The organism is Paenibacillus tritici, from assembly GCF_013204885.1.
In the GTDB taxonomy this organism is placed as follows: Bacteria; Bacillota; Bacilli; order Paenibacillales; family Paenibacillaceae; genus Paenibacillus_AQ; species Paenibacillus_AQ tritici.
Genome location: NZ_JABMKX010000002.1, coordinates 75,263 through 94,759, shown reverse-complemented (window position 1 = coordinate 94,759; position 19,497 = coordinate 75,263). Strand labels below are relative to the sequence as shown.

The window sequence follows — 19,497 nt, the reverse complement described above, 5'->3', positions numbered from 1 at the left end:
TGTTTTTTTTCAAGAGAATTTATACGTTTTGGGGTCCCCGCAAAGTACCTGAGTCATCATCGAAGCTTAAGCCCCACTTTGTGGGGTTATTTTATGGATTTTTATCAGGAATTACTATAATATAGAATTATATTATGAAATAAAGTTTCATTAGATGAAACTACTGAGGAGGAAGATGGATGGCCTACAATTATTGTGGTTTAGACCATGTACAACTGGCAGCCCCGGAAGGCTGTGAAGCTGAGGCCCGGAGATTCTTCAATAGCTTGTTAGGCTGGCCGGAGATTCCCAAACCAGAATTGCTGCAAAAGCGTGGCGGGGTTTGGTTCCAATGCGGGACGCATCAGGTACATATCGGGGTACAACGGGATTTTGTTCCCGCTACCAAAGCGCATCCGGCATTTCATGTGCAGCACTTGAATAAGTTACGTGAGCATCTGTTGCAGAATAACATTCAAGTCACGGATGATGAAGCAAGGGCGGATGAAGGCGTCAGGCGCTTCTATATAAATGACCCTTTCGGGAATCGTCTTGAGTTCTTGGAATATCACTAAAAATAAAGCCAAACTGCTTACAAGCGGTCTGGCTTTATTTTGTGCTCCCTGTACTGTGACGGCGTCTGCCCCGTCTGCTGCTTGAACTGCCGCATGAAGTGGATCTCGCTTGCGTAGCCGCTCATCTCTGCAATTTTTTTGACAGAGATATCGGTAGTGGTAAGCAGGTATTTCGCATGTTCGATCCGGCTGGCAATGACGTCCGCCATCGGGCTTACGCCGAAGTAATCTTTGTACAGGTGCTGGAAGCAGGAGCGACTCATGGTCAGCTCGTGGGACAGACCCCCGATCGTCCAGTTCAGGAAGGGCTGATTATAGATTTTGGTGCGGATGAGAGACATCTTGTTGTAGTGGGTGTTGCCGACCTCCTTCTGGGCGGAGTGAATCCGGTTGCTCAGCTTAATGAAGAATAATTGCAGATATAATTCCATCGTCTCGTCCTTATGCGGGTTCTCGGAATACGATTCATAGCACAAATGGTTAATGATGATCGACAGCTCGTTCAGATCGCCAACCGGGATCACTTCATCCCTGGGGATCGCCAGCCGGTCCAGCAGTGCAGCGTCGCCCGGCTTGTCCAGCCGGAAATGGAACCAGTCATTGGTGAACTGCGGCCCATAAGCCCGGTAGAACTGCGGGGTATACTCACTGTACAGAATGAAAGAATCAGGTTCTGTAACCTGCTGCAACCCAGCGAAGGTGAAGATTGCCGGGGTCTTCAGCAGCAGCAGCATATAGTCTCCGGACCCCTGGGGCCGGTTGATGATGAAATCCGCGTCATGGCTATGATTGTAGCCGATGTTCTGTATATTCATATGAACCTCCAGTGCAGCAGTTAGGTCTATTGTAGAAGTTAAGAGCACTACTTGTAAATAAGGATTGCACAATAAGTTAGTACTTACGCACGATGTGTAATTGTTCTGCTGCCCGGATGTATCTATGCTTAATACAAGCAGTCACTGAAGCATATGTTGAAGGCTGAGGCCGGAGAGGATGATAGGTATGAGAGAATGGACCGGTTATTCAAGAGGGGTGAATCTCGGAGGCTGGCTGTCCCAGTGTCCTTATCAGCAGGCACATTACGACACCTTCATTACGGAAAAGGATATCCAAACGATTGCCTCCTGGGGCCTGGACCATGTACGGCTGCCGGTGGATTATGAAGTCATTGAAGACCCCTCGAACGCTGAGGCTTATGCAGGGTTCAAGCATATCGACAACTGTATTCGCTGGTGCGCGGCCAACGGGCTGAATCTCATTATTGATCTGCATAAGACGCCCGGGTTCTCCTTCGACAGCGTGTCTGCGAATTCCCTGTTTGATGATCCGGCGCTCCAGGAGCGGTTCCTGAATTTGTGGAAGGCAATCTCTGTCCGTTACGCAGCTTATAAGGATACTGTGGCTTTTGAATTGCTGAATGAAATTGTGGAGCAGGACAGCAGCCGCTGGAATGCACTGGCCCGCCGGACGATTACCGAGATTCGCCAGCATGCGCCGGAGACCAAAATCATTATCGGCGGCATTCAGTGGAACAGCGTGCATACCCTCAAGCTGCTGGATCAGCCCTACGACGACAATATCGTGTATACCTTCCACTTCTATGAGCCGTTCCTGTTCACTCACCAGCGTGCAGAATGGGTGGAGCAGATGCCTAAGAGCAGTATGGACTACCCGGGTGAGCTGGCGGTGTACCGCAGCACTTCGGCCACCATCGGCGCTTTTGGATCGGGATTTCAGGGAGATGGCTTCAGCCAGATGGGGCCTGAGTACATCACCAGCCTGATCCAGACAGCCTTGGATGTTGCAGCAGAGCGTAACGTGTATCTGTATTGCGGGGAATACGGAGTCATTGAACATGCCCCCTCTCCTAGCGTGGTGAACTGGTATAAGGATGTGCATGGAGTGTTTGAACAATACAAGATCGGACGGGCAGCGTGGACCTATAAATCCATGTCCTTCGGCATCTCTGACCGCTACGACAGCAGCATTACGACGGAGATTATTTCTTATTTGTAAGTGGCAAATAGAAAGTTTAATTACTCTTTTCTAAGCGAGGTCCTATAAATGAAATTACAAATCACAGATAAACCAGGAGTATCAATTTCCAAGGGGATGATTGGCCTCTTCTTCGAAGATATCAACTACGGTCTGGACGGCGGGCTGCATGCGGAGATGATTGAGAACCGTTCCTTCGAGTTCATGGAAGCCAAGGGGGACAAGGGGCGCTTCAGCGAGAGCTATGACGGCCTCTATGGCTGGACGGCTTATCCCGCAGAGTCGAGTGGGGCAATGCTGCAGATTCAAACGGAGCATCCCCAGAATGAGGTGAACCCCCATTATCTGGAGTTTACGGCCGCAGACCGTCAGAACGCTTTTACCAATAAAGCCTATGATGGAGTCTCTCTGAAGCCGGGGCTTCAGTATCAGGTATCCTTCTATGCCAGAGCAGAGGGGTATGCAGGAGGCATTGAAGTTTCGGTTGAGAAAAATAGCACGGTTATGGCACAGGCAATCATCGCGACAGCGGTAGGGGAAGAGTGGACACGCTATACGGCGCAGCTTAACTGTAGTGAACCTGTATCGTATGGGGATTTCGTCATCCGGCTGGATGCTCCAGGTACGGTCTGCTTCGACTTCGTATCCATGATTCCCTCCAATGCAGTGCTGGGCTTATTCCGCCGGGATCTGGTTGAACTGCTGCAAGAGATGAAGCCCGGCTTCCTTAGGTTCCCGGGAGGATGTATTGTTGAGGGTTATAACCTGGAGAACCGCTACCAATGGAAGCAGAGTGTGGGTGCCGCCGAGCAGCGCAGGAATAATAGCAGCCGCTGGGCGATGCATGGAAACAATGAAGAGAATCACTACACCAGCGAGTATAGTCATTATAATCAGAGCCTGGGGATTGGGTTCTATGAGTATTTTCTGCTCTGCGAATACCTGGTTGCGCGGCCGATTCCGGTGCTGAACGTCGGGCTGGCCTGCCAGTTCCAGTCTACTGAGCATGTGGGCGTGCATGATGAGGATTTTCAGAAGTATATTCAGGATGCCCTGGATCTGCTGGAATTCGCCAACGGGCCAGTGGAATCGCAGTGGGGCGCTCTCCGCTTGCAGATGGGCCATCCTGCGCCGTTCGGTCTGGAGCTGATTGGGCTAGGCAATGAACAGTGGGAGACGGAGCATGCGGATTTCTTCACCCGGTACGACCTGTTCGAGCAGGCGATTCATGCGCAGTACCCGTCCGTACAGCTCATCGGCTCCGCAGGGCCGGATGTCAGCTCGGAACACTACACCCGGGCGTGGGAGTATTACCGTAAGCGGGCCAAGGCTAACCCTAATTTCGTCTATGCTGTCGATGAGCATTATTATGTGAAGCCGGAATGGCTGTGCGAGAACGTACATTTCTATGATCAGTACCCGAGAGACATTAAGGTGTTCGCGGGGGAATATGCGGGTCACTATGGCAACGGGATGAATGCGCCGCACTTCAACAGCTGGGGAGCAGCGCTGGCAGAGGCCGCATTCCTGACGGGTCTTGAGCGCAACGCCGATATTGTGGTGCTTGCTTCTTATGCACCGTTGTTCGCCAGACTCGGCTACGCCCAGTGGTCGCCTGACATGATCTGGTTCGACGGGGAGAATAGCTACGGCACGCCAAGCTATTATGTGCAGCAGATGTACAGTACGCTAATGGGAACGAAGCTATTGCAGACTGTGAATGAGCAGGAAGAGATCCCGTTCACTGTCTCTTACGACGAAGAGGCGCAGGTAATCTACGTGAAGCTGGTGAACACCTTGGAGCGAAGTGTGAGAGTGGAGCTGGAGACTGAGATGTCCCTGACCGGACTCGGTGAGGCGTATGTCATGCAGGGGCAGGAGGAGGATGTGAACTCGATCGGGACTCCCCGCAACATCGCTCCGCATTCCTATCCGCTGGAGACCGCAGGCTCCATGGTCTATGAGATCGGCCCTAAGTCCTTCCATGTGCTGAAAATGTATTGCGGGGCATAATAGCCCCTGACCTAACCCCCTTGAAGAAGCGTTATGACGCTTTTTTGAGGGGGTTTTTAAAAATATAAGAATTTATATGTTGTACACAATAACTTATCTTTATATTTCTCGCTGAAACGAATACCGTCCTTATAAAAGGACGGCAATGCCGTTTCTACTTGTGTACATCAACAATTTGACACCAGCTATCCGCGGGTATAAAATGATAATAAATGATAGATAAATATATCATTATATTAACAAAGATATCACTTAAATTACAGCAAAGGCAGGCCTATGTTCATGAAACCCAGTGTTAAGGACAATAAACGGAAAGCTATTCTGGACGCAGCCACGGAGCTGATGGTGTTGAAGCCGACGGCTACGCTGCAGGAGATCGCGGATCATGCACACATCGGGATTGCCACGCTGCACCGCTATTTCTCCACAAGGGAGCTGCTGCTGGATGCGCTGGCGCTGAATGCTATCGGGCTGGTGGATGAAGCGCTCACAGGAATCCTGAATGATGACAGCGATATGCTCCGCTTCCTGACAGAGGTGTTCGAGGTGCTGATTCCTTTGGGCAGCAAGATGTCTTTTCTCAGCTTCGCGGCATCGGTTGAAGAGAATCCTGATATTCTTGCCGAGGAAGCCCGCGTCAAGCAACCGCTGCGGGAAGCGGTGGAAGGCTGGCAGACACGCGGTCTGCTGAATGCCGCGATGCCCGCCCACTGGATGATCACCGTCATGTATAATCTGCTGTTCGTCGCCTGGCAGGAGATCCAGAATGGCAATCTTGCGAAGAATGATGCTCCGCAATTGTTGGTATCCACCGTCATTCAAGGCTTCGGCGCCCCGGGACGAAGCGGCAGCTGAAGCAACATTAAGGAGGAAGCTGTATGTCAACGATAGAGGTAGAGATTGTTAACCGCCTGGACGAAGCGCAGAAACTCGAGGTTGCCAGACTGTTTTATCAGGGATTCACCTTGAAGTTCAATGCTCTGTGGTTATTTACCCGCAATGAGCAGCAAGCCGTGGAGGTGCTATGCCGGAGCCTGCGTTATGACGACGGTCTGTATGCGGTACGCGGGGGAAGGGTGATGGGATTCATCGGTCTGGAAAAAGGACACGGCTTCTTCGCAACGCTGGGCTACGAGGCTCTCAGACATACGTTCGGCATAGCAGGCGGTGCGTGGCGTTATGCAGCCTATGGTATATTCCGTATGTTTCACAGCGGCGTTCCGAAGGACTCTATTCATATTGATCCGCTCGTCGTCTCCAGTGAGGCAAGAGGGCTGGGAATCGGAACCCGGCTGCTGGAAGCGGCCTTTGCCTTAACCCGTCAGGCGAACCGCAGCAAGATGCTGCTGGAGGTCGTTGACACCAATCCGCAAGCGAAGAAGCTCTATGAGCGGCTCGGCTTCAGAACCTTCAAGGTGCAGAATACCCGGCTGTTCACGGAACAAGCGGGCTTTGCCAAAGTGCTGCATATGGAGAAGCTGCTGGACTAGCGCGTGACCCTTCCCGATCCTCAATACGGATCGGGAATTTTTGGTTTTTCTACCGGATATGGTGATAGCAAACCGGGAGGTTAAGGGCGGAGCGGAGCAATAGTTGGGTTGTAGTTAAGCATGTAGGATATGGAGAGAGGTGAAAACAATAGCAGTTGGATTTTTAGCACTTGCTGATGAACGACGGGATCGTGTCGGGGCAGCAGTTGGACAAACAGCACTTAAATGCGCACCATTCCTGCAAAGTCGCAAAAATCAACAACAGTAGATGCTGTTTATCCACTTGCTTGCCCATTATCTTCGGAAATGGACAAATTAAGCTACCTATTTCCATTTGCTTAGTACAAGAGACGGCGTGTACTCCTGCCCTTCGTGATGGCCGAACGAATCCGGGCAGAACAACAGGGCTGGAAGGCAACAGGGCACTGATGAACAAGAAACGGTAAGCCCGGGGACTGGATAAATGGTCTGAAACTATGTATTATGTATATTAAGTTAGTAAACTTAATTAACTATATATAGAACGGAGTATGAATCATGAAAATTCAAACCGCAGGGACTCCCAGGGTCATGCGCAATCTGAATGAATTTCTGATTCTGGACCGGATGATTGCCGGCGGACCGCAATCCAGAGCGGAGCTTAGCCGGTACACCGGCTTAAGCAAGCCTACTGTATCTTCGGCTATTGCCCACCTGCTCGAACGTGGACTGGTCAGAGAGACCGGCAGCGCCGGGAACGTCCAGGGCCGCAAAGCCACCCTGGTTGAATTCAACCCGAAATGCTTCTATATCATAGGAGCGGAGCTGGGGGGAAGCAGACTGCGGATGGCGCTCGCAGATATGAGCGGACAGATCTGCCATTACAAGCAGCTCCCGATGCCGGAGGACTCTTTGACAGAGTCGGCATTTCAGGAATGTCTGGTACAGAATATTGAAGGGCTTCTTGTGGACTCGGGACTCTCCTGGGAGAAAATCTCGGCAGCGGTTTTCGGGATTCCTGGTGTTGTGGACCCGGCAGACGGAGTGGTGTCTGAGCTTGTTGCACCGCTGCAGGGGCGTGAAGCAGCCCTGAGGATGGCTAATCTGGCGCAGCTCTTCCCTGTGCCTGTCATGACGGAGAATGATGTCAATCTTGCCGCCCTTGCGGAATATGCCTCATCCGGGTTGGCAGCAAGCGGCTCTCTTCTGTATTTCTCCATCGGGGAGGGGACCGGAGGCGGCCTCATTATCCATGGGGAGATATACCGCGGCCTGGGCGGCGGGGCAGGAGAATTAGCCAACCTGATGCTGAGCGCAGGCAGACTGGAGGATGTGCTGTCCGTAGACGGATTCCTGAAGCTGGCCGCACGGATGGTAAGGGAGCATCACGGAGACGCGGAGCATGTGCTGAGCGCTCCCGGGGTCACGGCGGAGTTCATATTGGATGAAGTGCGCAGAGGCGAGCCTCTGGCCCTGATGATCATCGAGGCCTATTGCGGTCTGCTTGCAGAGGCGCTTGGCAGTATTTGCACGGTGATGGCCCCCGATACTGTTGTTCTTGGTGGAGGGCTTGGCAGTCACGGGGATGTACTGCTGCACAGGCTGGAAGCCAAGCTGGACGGGCTTCAGCGCAGGCCGCGGCTGTCTGCTTCCGGCCACCGGGACAAGGATGTTGTACTTGGAGCCGTTCAAGTCGCGGTCCAGTCGGCGTTCCGGCATATGCGTAATCATAGAAACAACATAAGCTTATAATCTGCAGAATTGCTGGGGGAATCCTAATGAACAGGTATACGGCTGGAATTGATGTGGGCGGAACCAAAACCCTTTTGTGCCTAACGGATGAGGATGGAACTATTCTTGAACAGTATAAGCTGGAGACACAGCTTAGCCGGGAGCCGGAAGTGTTCTTCCGCTGGTTATTCGGTGAATTGGAGCAGCTCTGCAAGCGCAACGGAAGTACGCTCTCCTCCTTACAGGGAGTGGGCATCGGGTTCCCGGGAGTCATGAATGAGCGTACAGGCACGCTGACCAGCGCACCGGCCTTGAATTGGCCTGCAACGACCGACATCCGTCCGGTTATAGCGGCGTTTTATCCGGGACTGGTGGCGCTTGACAATGATGTGAACATGGCTGCAATGGGAGAGTATGCTGCCGGATCGGCTGCCGGGTCGGAGCATTTCATTATGATTACTGTAGGGACGGGAGTGGGAAGTGCCTTGTTCCTTAACGGGCAGCTATACCGGGGCGCAAGCTTCGCGGCTGGCGAGATTGGCTATCTGATCGTTGAGCCTGGGGCTGTTAACGCTGCTGCCGCCCCGGAATACAGTGAGTTTGGCCCTTTTGAAATGGAGGTATCCGGCACGGGAATTGGGGCTAAGGCTGCTGCCGAGCTGCACATGAACAGCAATAACTCGCTAATCCGGGAGCTGGCGCAAGGCGGCGTGATCCGGGCGGAGCATGTATTTGCTGCGGCGCAGCGCAAGGACGCAACGGCAATGAAGCTGCTGGATCAGGCGTATGAGCAGATGGCGGCGGCGGTGAAGAATATAGCCCTCACCCTGGATCTGGAGCTCGTCATTCTGGGCGGCGGAGTCGTGGAGAAGAACCCCGGCTATGTGCAGGAGATTGCGGCAAGAGTCAGCCGTTACACCCCTCAGCAATCCTTAACGCTCCGGCAGGCGGTACTTGGCAACCAGGCGGGAGCGATTGGAGCTGCGGCGGCGGCAAGAAGCAGATCGGCTGCGGGCAGAGGCAGGATCTGAGAGTATGTGAATTCATTGACAAAATAGGTGTAAGGAGGTAGTCAGCGCAATGAATATTTCATTTAATACGCCTGCCACTTATTGGGTGGAGGCGCTTCCAGTCGGGAACGGGAGGCTGGGAGCGATGATTTTTGGCGGTATCGAGAAGGAACGGCTGGCTTTGAATGAGGATACCCTGTGGTCAGGGTATAAGACCGACTGGAATAATCCCGGGGCCAGGGAGATTCTCCCGCAAGTAAGGGCACTGATAGCAGAAGGCAGAAATGAGGAAGCGGATGAGCTGTGCAAGCAAATGATGGGTCCGTATGTACAGTCATATCTGCCGTTCGGGGATCTCCTCCTTACGATGGAGCATGGACAGGTCATTCAAGGAGACTATAGCCGGAATCTGGATCTGTCCACGGGGATCGGCACTGTCTCCTATGAGATCGGCGGTATCCGGTACAATCGTGAGGTCTTCGCCTCCCATCCCGATCAGGTGATCGTTGTCCGTCTCTCGGCAAGCAAGGACCATGCGATCAGCTTCCGGGCGAAGCTGGACAGTCCGCTCCGCTTCCGTTCGGAAGCAGAGGGGGAGCATTACACGATCACGGGACATGCCCCGGAATATGTGGCACCGAATTACTACGATGTGGATGAACCGGTCCGCTACGGCGGGGAGTCTCCCCGAAGTCTGGAGTTCCATGGCCGCCTGGCCGCTGTGCAGACCGGGGGCACCCTTGAAGCTACAGCAGAGGGTATCCGTGTAACGGGAGCGACGGAAGCTGTGCTCTACTTCAGTGCGGCGACCTCCTTCGATGCGGAATCGGGAACGGTGCAGGCGGATTGCAATGTGCGGGATCTGACTGCACAAACGGTGCAGCGGATCAGCGGAGAGCCGTATGCCGGGGTACGGGAGCGCCATGTGCAGGACCATCGCGGGATTTTTGACCGGGTGGAGCTGGAGCTTGGGGAGAGTCTGGCCCCTGAAGGTATGCCGATGGACCAGAGAATTGCCGCCTACGGAAGCGAAGATCCGGGTCTGGTCGAGCTTCTGTTCCATTATGGCCGCTACCTGTTGATCGCCAGTTCCCGTCCGGGAACACAGCCGGCGAATCTGCAGGGCATCTGGAATCAGGATACCCGGGCGCCCTGGAGCAGCAATTACACGCTGAATATCAATGCGCAAATGAATTATTGGCCGGCGGAAATCTGCAATATGGCAGAGCTGCACGAGCCATTGATCGGCTATACCCGGAGACTGGCGGCCAACGGCAGTGAGACGGCCCGCACGAACTATGGCGCACGCGGCTGGGTAGCCCATCATAATGCTGACCTCTGGGCGCAGACGGCTCCGGTGGGCGGCTTCGGCGATGGCGATCCGGTATGGGCATCCTGGGCGATGGGCGGAGTATGGCTTACCCAGCATTTGTGGGAGCATTACGCCTTCGGCGGGGATCTGTCCTATCTGCGGGAGACCGCATACCCTGTCATGAAGGAGTCGGCCCTGTTCTGCCTGGACTGGCTGATTGAGAACAAGGAAGGGTATCTAATTACTTCGCCGTCCACTTCCCCTGAACACAAAATCGTAGACGGAGACAAGCGGTACGCGGTCAGTGAAGCGGCGACGATGGATTTGACGCTGATTGCGGAGCTGTTCACGAACTGTATCCATGCTGCGGAATTGCTCCAGCTTGATGGAGAATTCATCCAGACGCTGCAAGCTGCCAAGGCGCGGCTGCTGCCGCTGCAGATCGGTGCGCAAGGCCAGCTTCAGGAGTGGTCGGTTGATCTGGAGGGCGAGGATGTGCATCACCGCCATGTCTCCCATCTGGTCGGCGTCTATCCCGGAAAGTCGATTACTGAGAAGCTGGTTCCCGGGCTGTATGAAGCCGCCAGAACCTCACTTGAGATTCGCGGGGACGGAGGGACAGGCTGGAGTCTGGGCTGGAAAATCGGACTGTGGGCCAGATTCAAGCAAGGGGACCGGGCCAAGCAGCTCCTCTCCAATCTGCTCACGCTGGTCCAGCCGGAGGCCATTAACAATGAACGCGGCGGCGTCTATCCGAACCTGTTCGATGCCCATCCGCCGTTCCAGATTGACGGGAACTTCGCCGCTACGGCAGGGATTGCCGAGATGCTGCTGCAATCGCACCAGGGATATCTGGAGTTCCTTCCCGCCTTGCCGGCAAGCTGGAAGGAGGGAAGGGTGAAGGGACTGCGGGCCCGCGGCGGCTTTGAAGTGTGCCTGACCTGGAGCGCTGGTGTTCTCGGGCAAGCGGAGGTTACCGCTCATCTTGGCGGAGAGTGCTCTATTCTGGCAGAACGCTCTGTTGAGGTTACGCGCGGGGAACATCAGCAGCGCCTGGAGCCTTCTCCGGAAGGGCTGATTATGCTTCAGACACAGCCGGGAGAACGCATAGTTATGCGGTATGCCGACTAAACAGTGCTGAGTAATAAGGCAGAGTAAATAATAGTCTATGCAGATTGCAGCACACTACAGGTGGATGGAGTGTGCTGCTTTTGTGTTGTATCGGACATTGCCCGGAGTCCACCAGACAGGCCAAACGGTAAATGAGGAGCCCAGGATGTATGCGAAAAACCGAACACAATTGGACTGGGAGCGCCGCGTAGGCCGAATGTAATCGAAAAACCGAACACAATTGGACTGGGAGCGCCGCGTAGGCCGAATGTAATCGAAAAACCGAACACAATTGGACTGGGAGCGCCGCGTAGGCCGAATGTAATCGGAAAACCGAATACAATTAGACTGGGTACGCCACGTAGGCCGAATGTAATCGGAAAACCGAACACAATGGGACTGGACGTGCCACGTAGGCCGAATGTAATCGGAAAACCGAACACAATTGGACTGGGAGCGCCGCATAGGCCGAATGTAATCGAAAAACCGAACACAATCGCAATGGGCTGGAGTGCGTGGGCCGGGCCGGTTTTCGTTGTACAAAACACACTTATAACGCAGGACAGGTCTCCCCGTCGCCCGCTTTTCCCCTCGTGAGTTCGTTTTCCTCTCTCCGCTCATCATTTTGTTATCTATCCTACGATTTTGTTATTTGTAAACGTTTTCCAAACGGCTATAATTCAATCAGGAATCCGCTCGATAGGGATGAACCGAAGGAGGATACGAATGTTTGGTCGTAAACGAATCATGATAGGGGGTCTTGCGCTGATGGTCTTCGCTGCTTCAGTACTGCCCATGCGGACTACGGTCTATGCTGCGGCTGAGGGGGGCCCGGCCGTTATTCTTGCTTCTGATTATGAGGACGGCACCGCGCAGGGCTGGACCCGGAAAGGCGACGAACAGCTTACCGTAACGAAGGAGGTCTATCATGGAGGTTCTTACAGCCTGTATGCAGATGGACGGACCAAGGATTGGGAAGGGCCCAATCAGGTTCTGACGGATCACATGGCTCCGCATACAGCCTACACCGTAGGAGCCTGGGTGAAGTCCCCCGCTCCGGTCAAGTTTACGGTGCATACCAAAATCGGTGAAATCGAGGACTGGAAGCCGGTAGCGGAATTTAGCGGAGCGAAGTGGTCCGGGGAATGGACGTATCTGGAAGGCACTTTTGTTACAGGCAGTACAGTAGGCTTCACGGAGATGTATGCAGAAGCCGCAGCAGGAACCGCATTCTACGTGGACGATATCAAGATTTCTGCCGCAGCGGTTGACGTTCCGGAGGGGGAGGAAGGGCTGCGCACGGATTTTGAAGACGGGACGCTCCAGGGCTGGAAGAACCGGATTGGACCCGAATCGCTGTCGGTGAGTCAGGATACTGCTAATACCGGAGCTCACAGTATGCTGGTCGAGGGGAGAGAGCGCAGCTTCTACGGGCCGAGCCTCAGTGTGAAGGACCATATGCGGCCGGGCACGAGCTACCAGTTCTCGCTGTATGTGCGTCTGAAGGAGAAGCCGGAGGCCGACAAGAGCCTACAGATGACGGTGTACAAGAAAGCCGGCTCCGAGAGCTGGAATGCGATTGATAAGGTTAGTATTAAGGCGGATCAATGGGACCAATGGCATCTGCTTAAGGGCAAATTCCAGTACAGCGACCAGCCGTCGGAAATGAATCTTTTCGTGGAGACTCCCTACATTACTGAGGATACCGTAGATACGTTATCCTTCTATGTCGATGATGTGGTGATTGAGCCTGCCCCGGAGATGAGTATTGAACAGGATATTCCCGGGTTAAAAGAGGTCTACGCTGACGACTTCGCCATCGGAGCCGCTGCGTATTCCTGGCAAATGGAAGGGGTCTACGGGGAGCTTTTGAAGAAGCACTTCAACAGTATTACAGCAACCTATGAAATGAAGCCCAAATTCATTGCGCCTGCCGAGGGTACTTATGTGTTCGACGGGGCTGATCAATACGTGAATTTTGCCCAGGCGAACGGAATGGGGCTCCGGGGACACGCGCTGTTATGGCACACGGATGCCGCAGAATGGATGTTCACTGATGGCGGGAAGCCGGCAAGCAGAGAGCTGCTGCTGGAACGCCTGCAAGATTATATCGAGACCGTGATGAAGCGGTACAAAGGCAAGATCTATGCCTGGGATGTAGTGAACGAAGCGATTGCTGACAATGGCGGCGGTCCGGACGGAATGAGACTGACACCCTGGTATAACCTGATTGGTCCGGACTATATCGAGAAGGCGTTTGAATTTGCCCGGGCGGCCGATCCTGAAGCGAAGCTCTATTATAATGACTATTACACCGAGGTACCGGAAAAGCGTGAGCATATCTATAAGCTGCTCCAGCAGCTCAAGGCGAAGAATCTGATTGACGGCGTGGGTCTCCAGTCTCATCACGGCTTGTACTCTCCGACCACTCAGGAGATAGACAAAACCATTCAAATGTATTCGCAGCTGGGACTGGATATTCAGATCACCGAGCTGGATGTGGATACGGGCATAAGCCCTGACCTGCCGCTACCGGCCAGTATCGCTGCACAGCAAGGGAAACGGTATAAGGATCTGTTTGAACTTTACAAGAAGTATAAGGACAATATTTCCTCGGTCTCCATCTGGGGAGTGCAGGATGAGAAAAGCTACAATAACCATGCCATGTTATTCGACGAGCAGTTAAAAGCGAAGCTGGCTTACTGGGGTGCGGTTGATCCTTCCAAGCTGCCAGCGATCCAGAATGTAGCCGTGGCTCTAGAGGGTACGCCTCAGGCAGGCGAAGCCGGGAAAACACTGTGGAACAAGACAGCGGCGGTTCCGCTTGAACAAGGCAGTACCGTAACAGCCAAGATTCATACCCTGTGGGACCCGCAGAACCTGTATGTGAAGGTAGACGTTACCGACCCAAGTGTGAACGGGGAAGACAAGGTTGAGATTTTCCTGGATGAGAACAATGGCAAGACCTCTGCTTATGAGCCGGATGACCGGAAGATTACACTCCAGCGTTCGGGCTCCGGGACAGAGGGAGTCGGCTTCACTAGCACAGAACGTGAGGGTGGTTATACGCTTGAAGCGAAGATTCCACTCGTATCTATTAGCGGCTCCGCAGGCTTGGAGATGGGACTGGATATCCGGGTGAGCGATGCCGGTGTTCCGAATGCTGTACCCGCTTATTGGAATGACAGAAGCAGATCGCAGGACACGGATACGAGCCGTTACGGGGTTCTCCGCTTGGCTGCAATGCCTAATTCGGCGGAATCGCTGAAGGGGCAGGTGAAGATCGACGGCCAGATGGAGCCGGAATGGGAGAAGGCGAAGCCTTTTCAGGTGAAAATGTCTGCCGCTCCTAACAGCGCCACCGCAGAAGCAAGATCTATGTGGTCAGGGGATAGCCTCTATCTGATCATTAATGTGAAGGATGCCTTGCTGAAGGCGGATGCCGTGAATCCATGGGATCAGGATTCCGTTGAAATCTTCATAGATGAGAATTTCAACAGAACTCCGTACTATGAGGGGGACGACGGCCAATACCGGATTAATATCAATAATGTGGCTTCCTTTGGAGGAGGGGCCTCGGTGAGCAGATTAACCAGCGCGGTGGTTCACACGGACACCGGGTATCGCGTAGAAGCCAAAATTGATTTCGGAACGGTCAAGGCAACACCGGGCAGCTCTATCGGGCTTGATATCCAGGTCAATGATGATCAAGGTGGCGGGAAGCGCAGTACAAGCAAATGGAATGATACGGGAGAGGATACTTGGCGGGATACCTCGAATTTCGGGATATTGACCTTTGTTGCGCCTGAGACGGTACCGCAACCCCCTACAGATGGGACTTCTCCGTCTCCAGCATCAGGCTCTGCTTCATCGTCCCAGGCACCTGCTGCGGTAGAGACCTTTATCGAGGAACGGATTGTTGTTCAGCCCGTAGCGGACAAAGATGGCATTCTTCATGTAAAGCTGTCGCCAGAGGCCGTGCAGCAGGCCGTACTTCAGTCGCTTGGAAGTGGCATCCTGAAGATTGCGGTCAAGCCTGCTTCAGGAGCCGGGGAGCTGCGGCTTAAGCTTCCGCTGCAGAGTCTGGCTGCACAGCCGAAGATTAAGGAGATTCAAATGGAGAGTGGTCTCGGGGCAGTCCTGCGCCTGAACACGCAGCTGTTGAAATTGCAGGATACACAAGCCGGAGATTTCCTTCAGCTTGGGGTGAAGAGTGCGAAGCAGGATGGATGGCCAGCGGCAGTTAAGGACCGCTTGAATGGAGCGGATGTGCTGGATTTCGCACTCGCTGTCCATGGAGCCAAGACGACTGAGATTGACGCTGCTGCTCTTACTGTAAGGCTCCCTTATGAGCTTAAGGCAGGAGAACAGGCGCACCAGGTTGTCGTGTATCAGGTTTTGGAGAACAGCAAGCTAGTGATTGTGAAGGAGCGTAAATATGATCCGGCTACAGGCTATGTCTCCTTCCAGGCGAAGGTGCTGGGCCGATATGCGGTTGCTACAGTGAAGCTACCGGATCAGAAGGGCAGCAAGTGGGCCGCCGAGAGCATTGAAGCACTGGCTGCAAGAGGAATACTTCCTCTGGGCGCAGAGGCTTCCTATGAGGCAGGTGCACTGATGAACCGGGCGGAATTTGCCCAGCTGCTGGTCAATGCTTTTGACCTTCAGACTGCTGCTGGCGCTCCAGACTTCAAGGATGTCAGCAAGGATTCCCCTTATGCCGAAGCCATTGGTATTGCCGGAGCCTTGGGTATTGTCAAAGGGAGAGCAGACGGGCTCTACAGTCCGAGTGATACGCTCAGCCGTCAGGAAATGGCGCTGATGATCTATCGGGTTGTCCAGTTGCAGCAGATCGGGCTGAAGAGCGATTCCCCTGCTGTTCAAGGCTTCAAGGATATGAACCTGCTGACCGGGGAGGCTTCGGCTGCTGTAGAGAAGCTGCGGTCTGCCGGAGTGATTCAAGGCGCGCAGAACGGCTACTTCTTGCCGAAGGGCCGGATGACCAAGGAGCAGGCTGCTGTGGTGGTGTACCGGATAATCAGCCTCAATCCATAGATTAGTGTAAGCGAGCATGTAACATTCATAGAGCAGAGCAGCGGTCTCCCGATATGGGGGCCGCTGCTCTTTGTGATGGAGAGAGTGACGCCTGGAGATGAGAGTGACGCCTGAAGTAGAGTGTACACCTGGAGCCGAGAGTGACGCCTGAAGTAGAGAGAGACATCTGAAGTAGAGAGAGACACCTGGAGCTGAGAGAGACTCCTGAAGTAGAGTGAACACCTGGAGCTGAGAGAGACTCCTGAAGTAGAGTATGTCACCCGAGCAGGCGGGCACCGATGGGGGGAGTGTGCACCTGGAACAGGCGGGTACCGATAGGGGGAGTGTGCACCTGGAGCAGGCGGGTACCGATAGGGGGAGTATGACACATGGAGCAGGCAGATACTGATGGGGGGAGTGTGCACCTGGAGCAGGCAGATACCGGTTGGAAGAGTGTGTCACCCGAGCAGACCAGTACTGATGGCGGGAGCAGCGTGAGCTTGTGGCGACTGCCGAGGCGTTGGTTTGACATAGGGATGGAGATGGAGGCATTGGAGTTGGAGTTTGAGTTGGTGTCTGCATTGAGATTGCGGTGTTGGTGTCACGTTGGCGCCAGGAAATAGTTGGATTTTCTACACTTATTCACGAGCAGAACGGCGATGGCCAGACAGTAGTTGGAAAAACAACACTTACTATACCTGGATTGGCACAAAAAAGAAGATTTCCACGAAAACAAGATACATAAATCCAACTAAATTCCTCTAATACTCCAAATCAGACAAATTAAGATACATTTTTCCAACTAATGCTGCCACAGGGGTAGTGCAACTATAGCGTTCAAGTCTCGAAGCAGGCCGAAGCAGCCAAATCAGCCCGAGCAGCTAGAGTCAGCCGGAGTCAGCTCGAAGCAGGCCAAAGCCGCCCGGCAGCCCGAGCTGCCCGAAGCCGCCGCCCGAAGCATCTCGGCAGCCCGAGCCGCCCGAAGCCGCCGCCTTAAGCAGCTCAAGTTAGCTTGAGCCAGCCCGAGCCAGCCCGACCCAGCCCGAGCCAGCCCGACCCAGCCCGAGCCAGCCCGAATCGTCCGTCCGAATCCCAGCATTCATGCTACTTCCAGACACATATCCGTCCCCGATTCGCTGTGTCAGGGCTGTAGCTGATCGTGCAGTAACCTCGCTCTCACTCATGTACCTGCACTAGCAATGTTATCAATTTGTTATCTATGCTCTGGATTTATTATATATCTGCAAGTCTCTGCTAGTTATGATAAATCTATAAACCACAGTAAAGAGATACACGTTGACCAGCAAAGGGGAGCAGAAGCATGAAAAACTTGGTTACGCCTGCCAGCGTGAAAGGCGAGAAATTGGATGTGAGTACGGGGAAACCCCGGAAGAAATCAAAATGGAGAACGAACCTCAGTCTTGATCTGATGGTCATGCCGGCGTTGATCTTAACCCTGATCTTTGCCTATATTCCTATGACAGGTCTTGCGATTGCCTTCAAGAATTACAAGCCGGGATTAGGGTTCAATGCCTCCAAATGGGTGGGGCTGGATCATTTCGAGTATCTGTTCAGCATTCCCGAGAACGTTCAGGTGATATGGAACACGCTGATTATTGCCGGTCTGAAGATGATTGCCGGCCTGATCGTTCCGTTCCTGTTCGCGCTGCTGCTGAATGAAGTTAGAAAAATGGCTTTTAAGAAAATGGTGCAGACCATCGTCTATATGCCTCACTTTCTGTCATGGGTCATCCTGGGCGGTATCCTGTCCGACCTGCTGGCGAGAGACGGAGGCCTTATCAATCAGGCGCTGGTGAGTATGTTCGGAATCAAACCGATATTTTTCCTGGGTGACGGGAATTGGTTCAGATTTGTCGTGGTCGTGAGTGATGTATGGAAAGAGTTCGGCTTCAACACCATCGTCTTCCTGGCCTCGTTGGCCGGAATTAATCCGGCTCTCTATGAAGCCGCTGAAGTGGACGGAGCAGGGCGCTGGCAGCAGACACGTTCGATTACGATGCCGGCCATGCTGCCGATCACGATTGTGGTTGGAACACTCGCACTTGGGAACGTTCTCAACGGCGGGTTTGACCAGATCTTCAACCTTTATAATGCGCTTGTGTTTGATAAAGGGGATATCATTGATACGTTTGTCTACAGACTGGGAATTGTCGACGGTAAGTTCAGCTTCTCCACTGCGGTCGGACTGTTCAAATCGGTTGTCAGCTTTGTCCTGATCGTGTCGGCTTACCGCATTTCGTATAAATTTGCTAACTACCGTATTTTCTAGAATGGAGGCCAACGTGGCATGTATCATAAGACAAAACCATACCGTATCTTCACCGTGTTCAACTATATCCTGATGATTGCTATTTCGGTCTTGTGCGTGATTCCGCTCATTCATGTCCTTGCCGTATCCTTCAGCGGGAAGGCGGCGGCCAATGCCAATCTGGTAGGTCTGTGGCCGATAGATTTCACCGTGGACGCCTATACCAAGACCATAGCCAATGAGAATTTCACCCGGTCCATCTGGGTGACGCTGCAGCGGACGGTGCTGGGAACCGTGTTCAGCATGGGAGTAGTTATCCTGGCTGCCTATGCGCTATCCAAAGAGAACGCCCGGTTCAGACGCCGGAATCTGTATATCTGGCTGCTCGTGTTCACCATGCTGTTCAGCGGCGGTCTGGTTCCGATGTACATTCTGATGCAGAAGCTGCATTTGATGAATACCCTGTGGGTGCTGATTCTGCCCGGTGCCGTCTCGGTATGGAACATCATCCTGCTGCTTAACTTCTTCAGAGCGGTTCCCAAGGAGATGGAGGAAGCTGCCTTTATCGACGGGGCCGGTCATTTCAGAACATTGTTCAGTGTGTATCTCCCGGTCTCCATGCCGGCGATTGCCACACTGTCGCTGTTCACGATTGTGGGGCACTGGAATTCCTGGTTCGACGGCTTGCTCTATATGACCAATCACCGGAACTATCCGCTGGCTACCTTCCTGCAGACGGTTATTGTCCAGCAGGACTTCAGTAAGGTGACCGTACGTCCGGAGGATCTTGAGAATATCTCGCAAAGAACAGTCAAAGCAGCCCAAATCTTCATCGGAATGGCGCCGATTCTCATCGTCTACCCGTTCCTCCAGCGCTTTTTTGTGAAAGGAATTGTCCTCGGGGCGGTTAAGGAATAGCTGCCCTTCCTATAAAGGGGGTGATGCAAACGCTAAAAAAGATGTACTCATCCATAACTTTTGCTAAAATTTGATCTAAAGG

At 53.4% G+C, this 19,497-nt stretch carries 12 protein-coding genes; 11 read left to right on the top strand and 1 reads right to left on the bottom strand.

Going from position 1 to position 19,497, the window contains the following annotated elements; translation table 11 throughout:
- Nucleotides 1–179: 179 nt before the first annotated feature.
- A complete protein-coding gene (locus HQN87_RS03515; protein ID WP_173127902.1) occupies nucleotides 180–554 on the top strand; it encodes a VOC family protein in 375 nt (124 codons plus the stop codon).
- A 17-nt stretch (nucleotides 555–571) separates the two neighbouring features.
- On the opposite strand, the gene HQN87_RS03510 is transcribed toward HQN87_RS03515, so the two are convergent.
- Nucleotides 572–1,369, bottom strand: a complete 798-nt coding sequence (locus HQN87_RS03510) for a helix-turn-helix transcriptional regulator (RefSeq protein ID WP_173127900.1) — start codon at nucleotides 1,367–1,369, stop codon at nucleotides 572–574.
- A gap of 187 nt (nucleotides 1,370–1,556) precedes the next feature.
- Between HQN87_RS03510 and HQN87_RS03505 the strand changes: the two genes are divergently transcribed.
- The 10 genes from HQN87_RS03505 (at nucleotide 1,557) to HQN87_RS03460 (ending at nucleotide 19,415) form a co-directional block, all read left to right on the top strand.
- Nucleotides 1,557–2,570 carry a glycoside hydrolase family 5 protein gene (locus tag HQN87_RS03505; RefSeq protein ID WP_173127898.1) on the top strand — a complete coding sequence of 338 codons (1,014 nt, stop codon included), beginning with the start codon at nucleotides 1,557–1,559 and terminating at the stop codon, nucleotides 2,568–2,570.
- Nucleotides 2,571–2,618: 48 nt separating this feature from the next.
- On the top strand, nucleotides 2,619–4,562 hold the full coding sequence (locus tag HQN87_RS03500) for an alpha-L-arabinofuranosidase family protein (RefSeq protein ID WP_173127896.1): 1,944 nt from the start codon (nucleotides 2,619–2,621) through the stop codon (nucleotides 4,560–4,562).
- Nucleotides 4,563–4,844: 282 nt separating this feature from the next.
- Nucleotides 4,845–5,417 carry a TetR/AcrR family transcriptional regulator gene (locus HQN87_RS03495; RefSeq protein ID WP_173127894.1) on the top strand — a complete coding sequence of 191 codons (573 nt, stop codon included), beginning with the start codon at nucleotides 4,845–4,847 and terminating at the stop codon, nucleotides 5,415–5,417.
- A gap of 23 nt (nucleotides 5,418–5,440) precedes the next feature.
- Nucleotides 5,441–6,052 carry a GNAT family N-acetyltransferase gene (locus HQN87_RS03490; protein ID WP_173127892.1) on the top strand — a complete coding sequence of 204 codons (612 nt, stop codon included), beginning with the start codon at nucleotides 5,441–5,443 and terminating at the stop codon, nucleotides 6,050–6,052.
- A 537-nt stretch (nucleotides 6,053–6,589) separates the two neighbouring features.
- The gene (locus HQN87_RS03485; RefSeq protein ID WP_173127890.1) at nucleotides 6,590–7,783 is read left to right on the top strand and encodes an ROK family transcriptional regulator; all 1,194 of its coding nucleotides are present in this window, start codon (nucleotides 6,590–6,592) and stop codon (nucleotides 7,781–7,783) included.
- A 26-nt stretch (nucleotides 7,784–7,809) separates the two neighbouring features.
- Nucleotides 7,810–8,793 carry an ROK family protein gene (locus tag HQN87_RS03480; protein ID WP_173127888.1) on the top strand — a complete coding sequence of 328 codons (984 nt, stop codon included), beginning with the start codon at nucleotides 7,810–7,812 and terminating at the stop codon, nucleotides 8,791–8,793.
- A gap of 49 nt (nucleotides 8,794–8,842) precedes the next feature.
- Nucleotides 8,843–11,215, top strand: a complete 2,373-nt coding sequence (locus HQN87_RS03475) for a glycoside hydrolase family 95 protein (RefSeq protein WP_173127885.1) — start codon at nucleotides 8,843–8,845, stop codon at nucleotides 11,213–11,215.
- A gap of 705 nt (nucleotides 11,216–11,920) precedes the next feature.
- Nucleotides 11,921–16,249: an endo-1,4-beta-xylanase gene (locus HQN87_RS03470; protein WP_173127882.1), complete on the top strand. Its 4,329-nt coding sequence runs from the start codon at nucleotides 11,921–11,923 to the stop codon at nucleotides 16,247–16,249.
- A 1,300-nt stretch (nucleotides 16,250–17,549) separates the two neighbouring features.
- A complete protein-coding gene (locus HQN87_RS03465) occupies nucleotides 17,550–18,518 on the top strand; it encodes an ABC transporter permease (protein ID WP_173127879.1) in 969 nt (322 codons plus the stop codon).
- A gap of 18 nt (nucleotides 18,519–18,536) precedes the next feature.
- The gene (locus tag HQN87_RS03460) at nucleotides 18,537–19,415 is read left to right on the top strand and encodes a carbohydrate ABC transporter permease (protein WP_173127876.1); all 879 of its coding nucleotides are present in this window, start codon (nucleotides 18,537–18,539) and stop codon (nucleotides 19,413–19,415) included.
- Nucleotides 19,416–19,497: the final 82 nt, after the last annotated feature.

Coding starts and splice junctions, on each gene's coding strand:
- HQN87_RS03505 (WP_173127898.1), top strand. CDS start 1,557: ATGAGAGAATGGACCGGTTATTCAAGAGGGGTGAATCTCGGAGGCTGG.
- HQN87_RS03495 (WP_173127894.1), top strand. CDS start 4,845: ATGAAACCCAGTGTTAAGGACAATAAACGGAAAGCTATTCTGGACGCA.
- HQN87_RS03470 (WP_173127882.1), top strand. CDS start 11,921: ATGTTTGGTCGTAAACGAATCATGATAGGGGGTCTTGCGCTGATGGTC.
- HQN87_RS03490 (WP_173127892.1), top strand. CDS start 5,441: ATGTCAACGATAGAGGTAGAGATTGTTAACCGCCTGGACGAAGCGCAG.
- HQN87_RS03460 (WP_173127876.1), top strand. CDS start 18,537: ATGTATCATAAGACAAAACCATACCGTATCTTCACCGTGTTCAACTAT.
- HQN87_RS03500 (WP_173127896.1), top strand. CDS start 2,619: ATGAAATTACAAATCACAGATAAACCAGGAGTATCAATTTCCAAGGGG.
- HQN87_RS03510 (WP_173127900.1), bottom strand. CDS start 1,369: ATGAATATACAGAACATCGGCTACAATCATAGCCATGACGCGGATTTC.
- HQN87_RS03515 (WP_173127902.1), top strand. CDS start 180: ATGGCCTACAATTATTGTGGTTTAGACCATGTACAACTGGCAGCCCCG.
- HQN87_RS03465 (WP_173127879.1), top strand. CDS start 17,550: ATGAAAAACTTGGTTACGCCTGCCAGCGTGAAAGGCGAGAAATTGGAT.
- HQN87_RS03480 (WP_173127888.1), top strand. CDS start 7,810: ATGAACAGGTATACGGCTGGAATTGATGTGGGCGGAACCAAAACCCTT.
- HQN87_RS03475 (WP_173127885.1), top strand. CDS start 8,843: ATGAATATTTCATTTAATACGCCTGCCACTTATTGGGTGGAGGCGCTT.
- HQN87_RS03485 (WP_173127890.1), top strand. CDS start 6,590: ATGAAAATTCAAACCGCAGGGACTCCCAGGGTCATGCGCAATCTGAAT.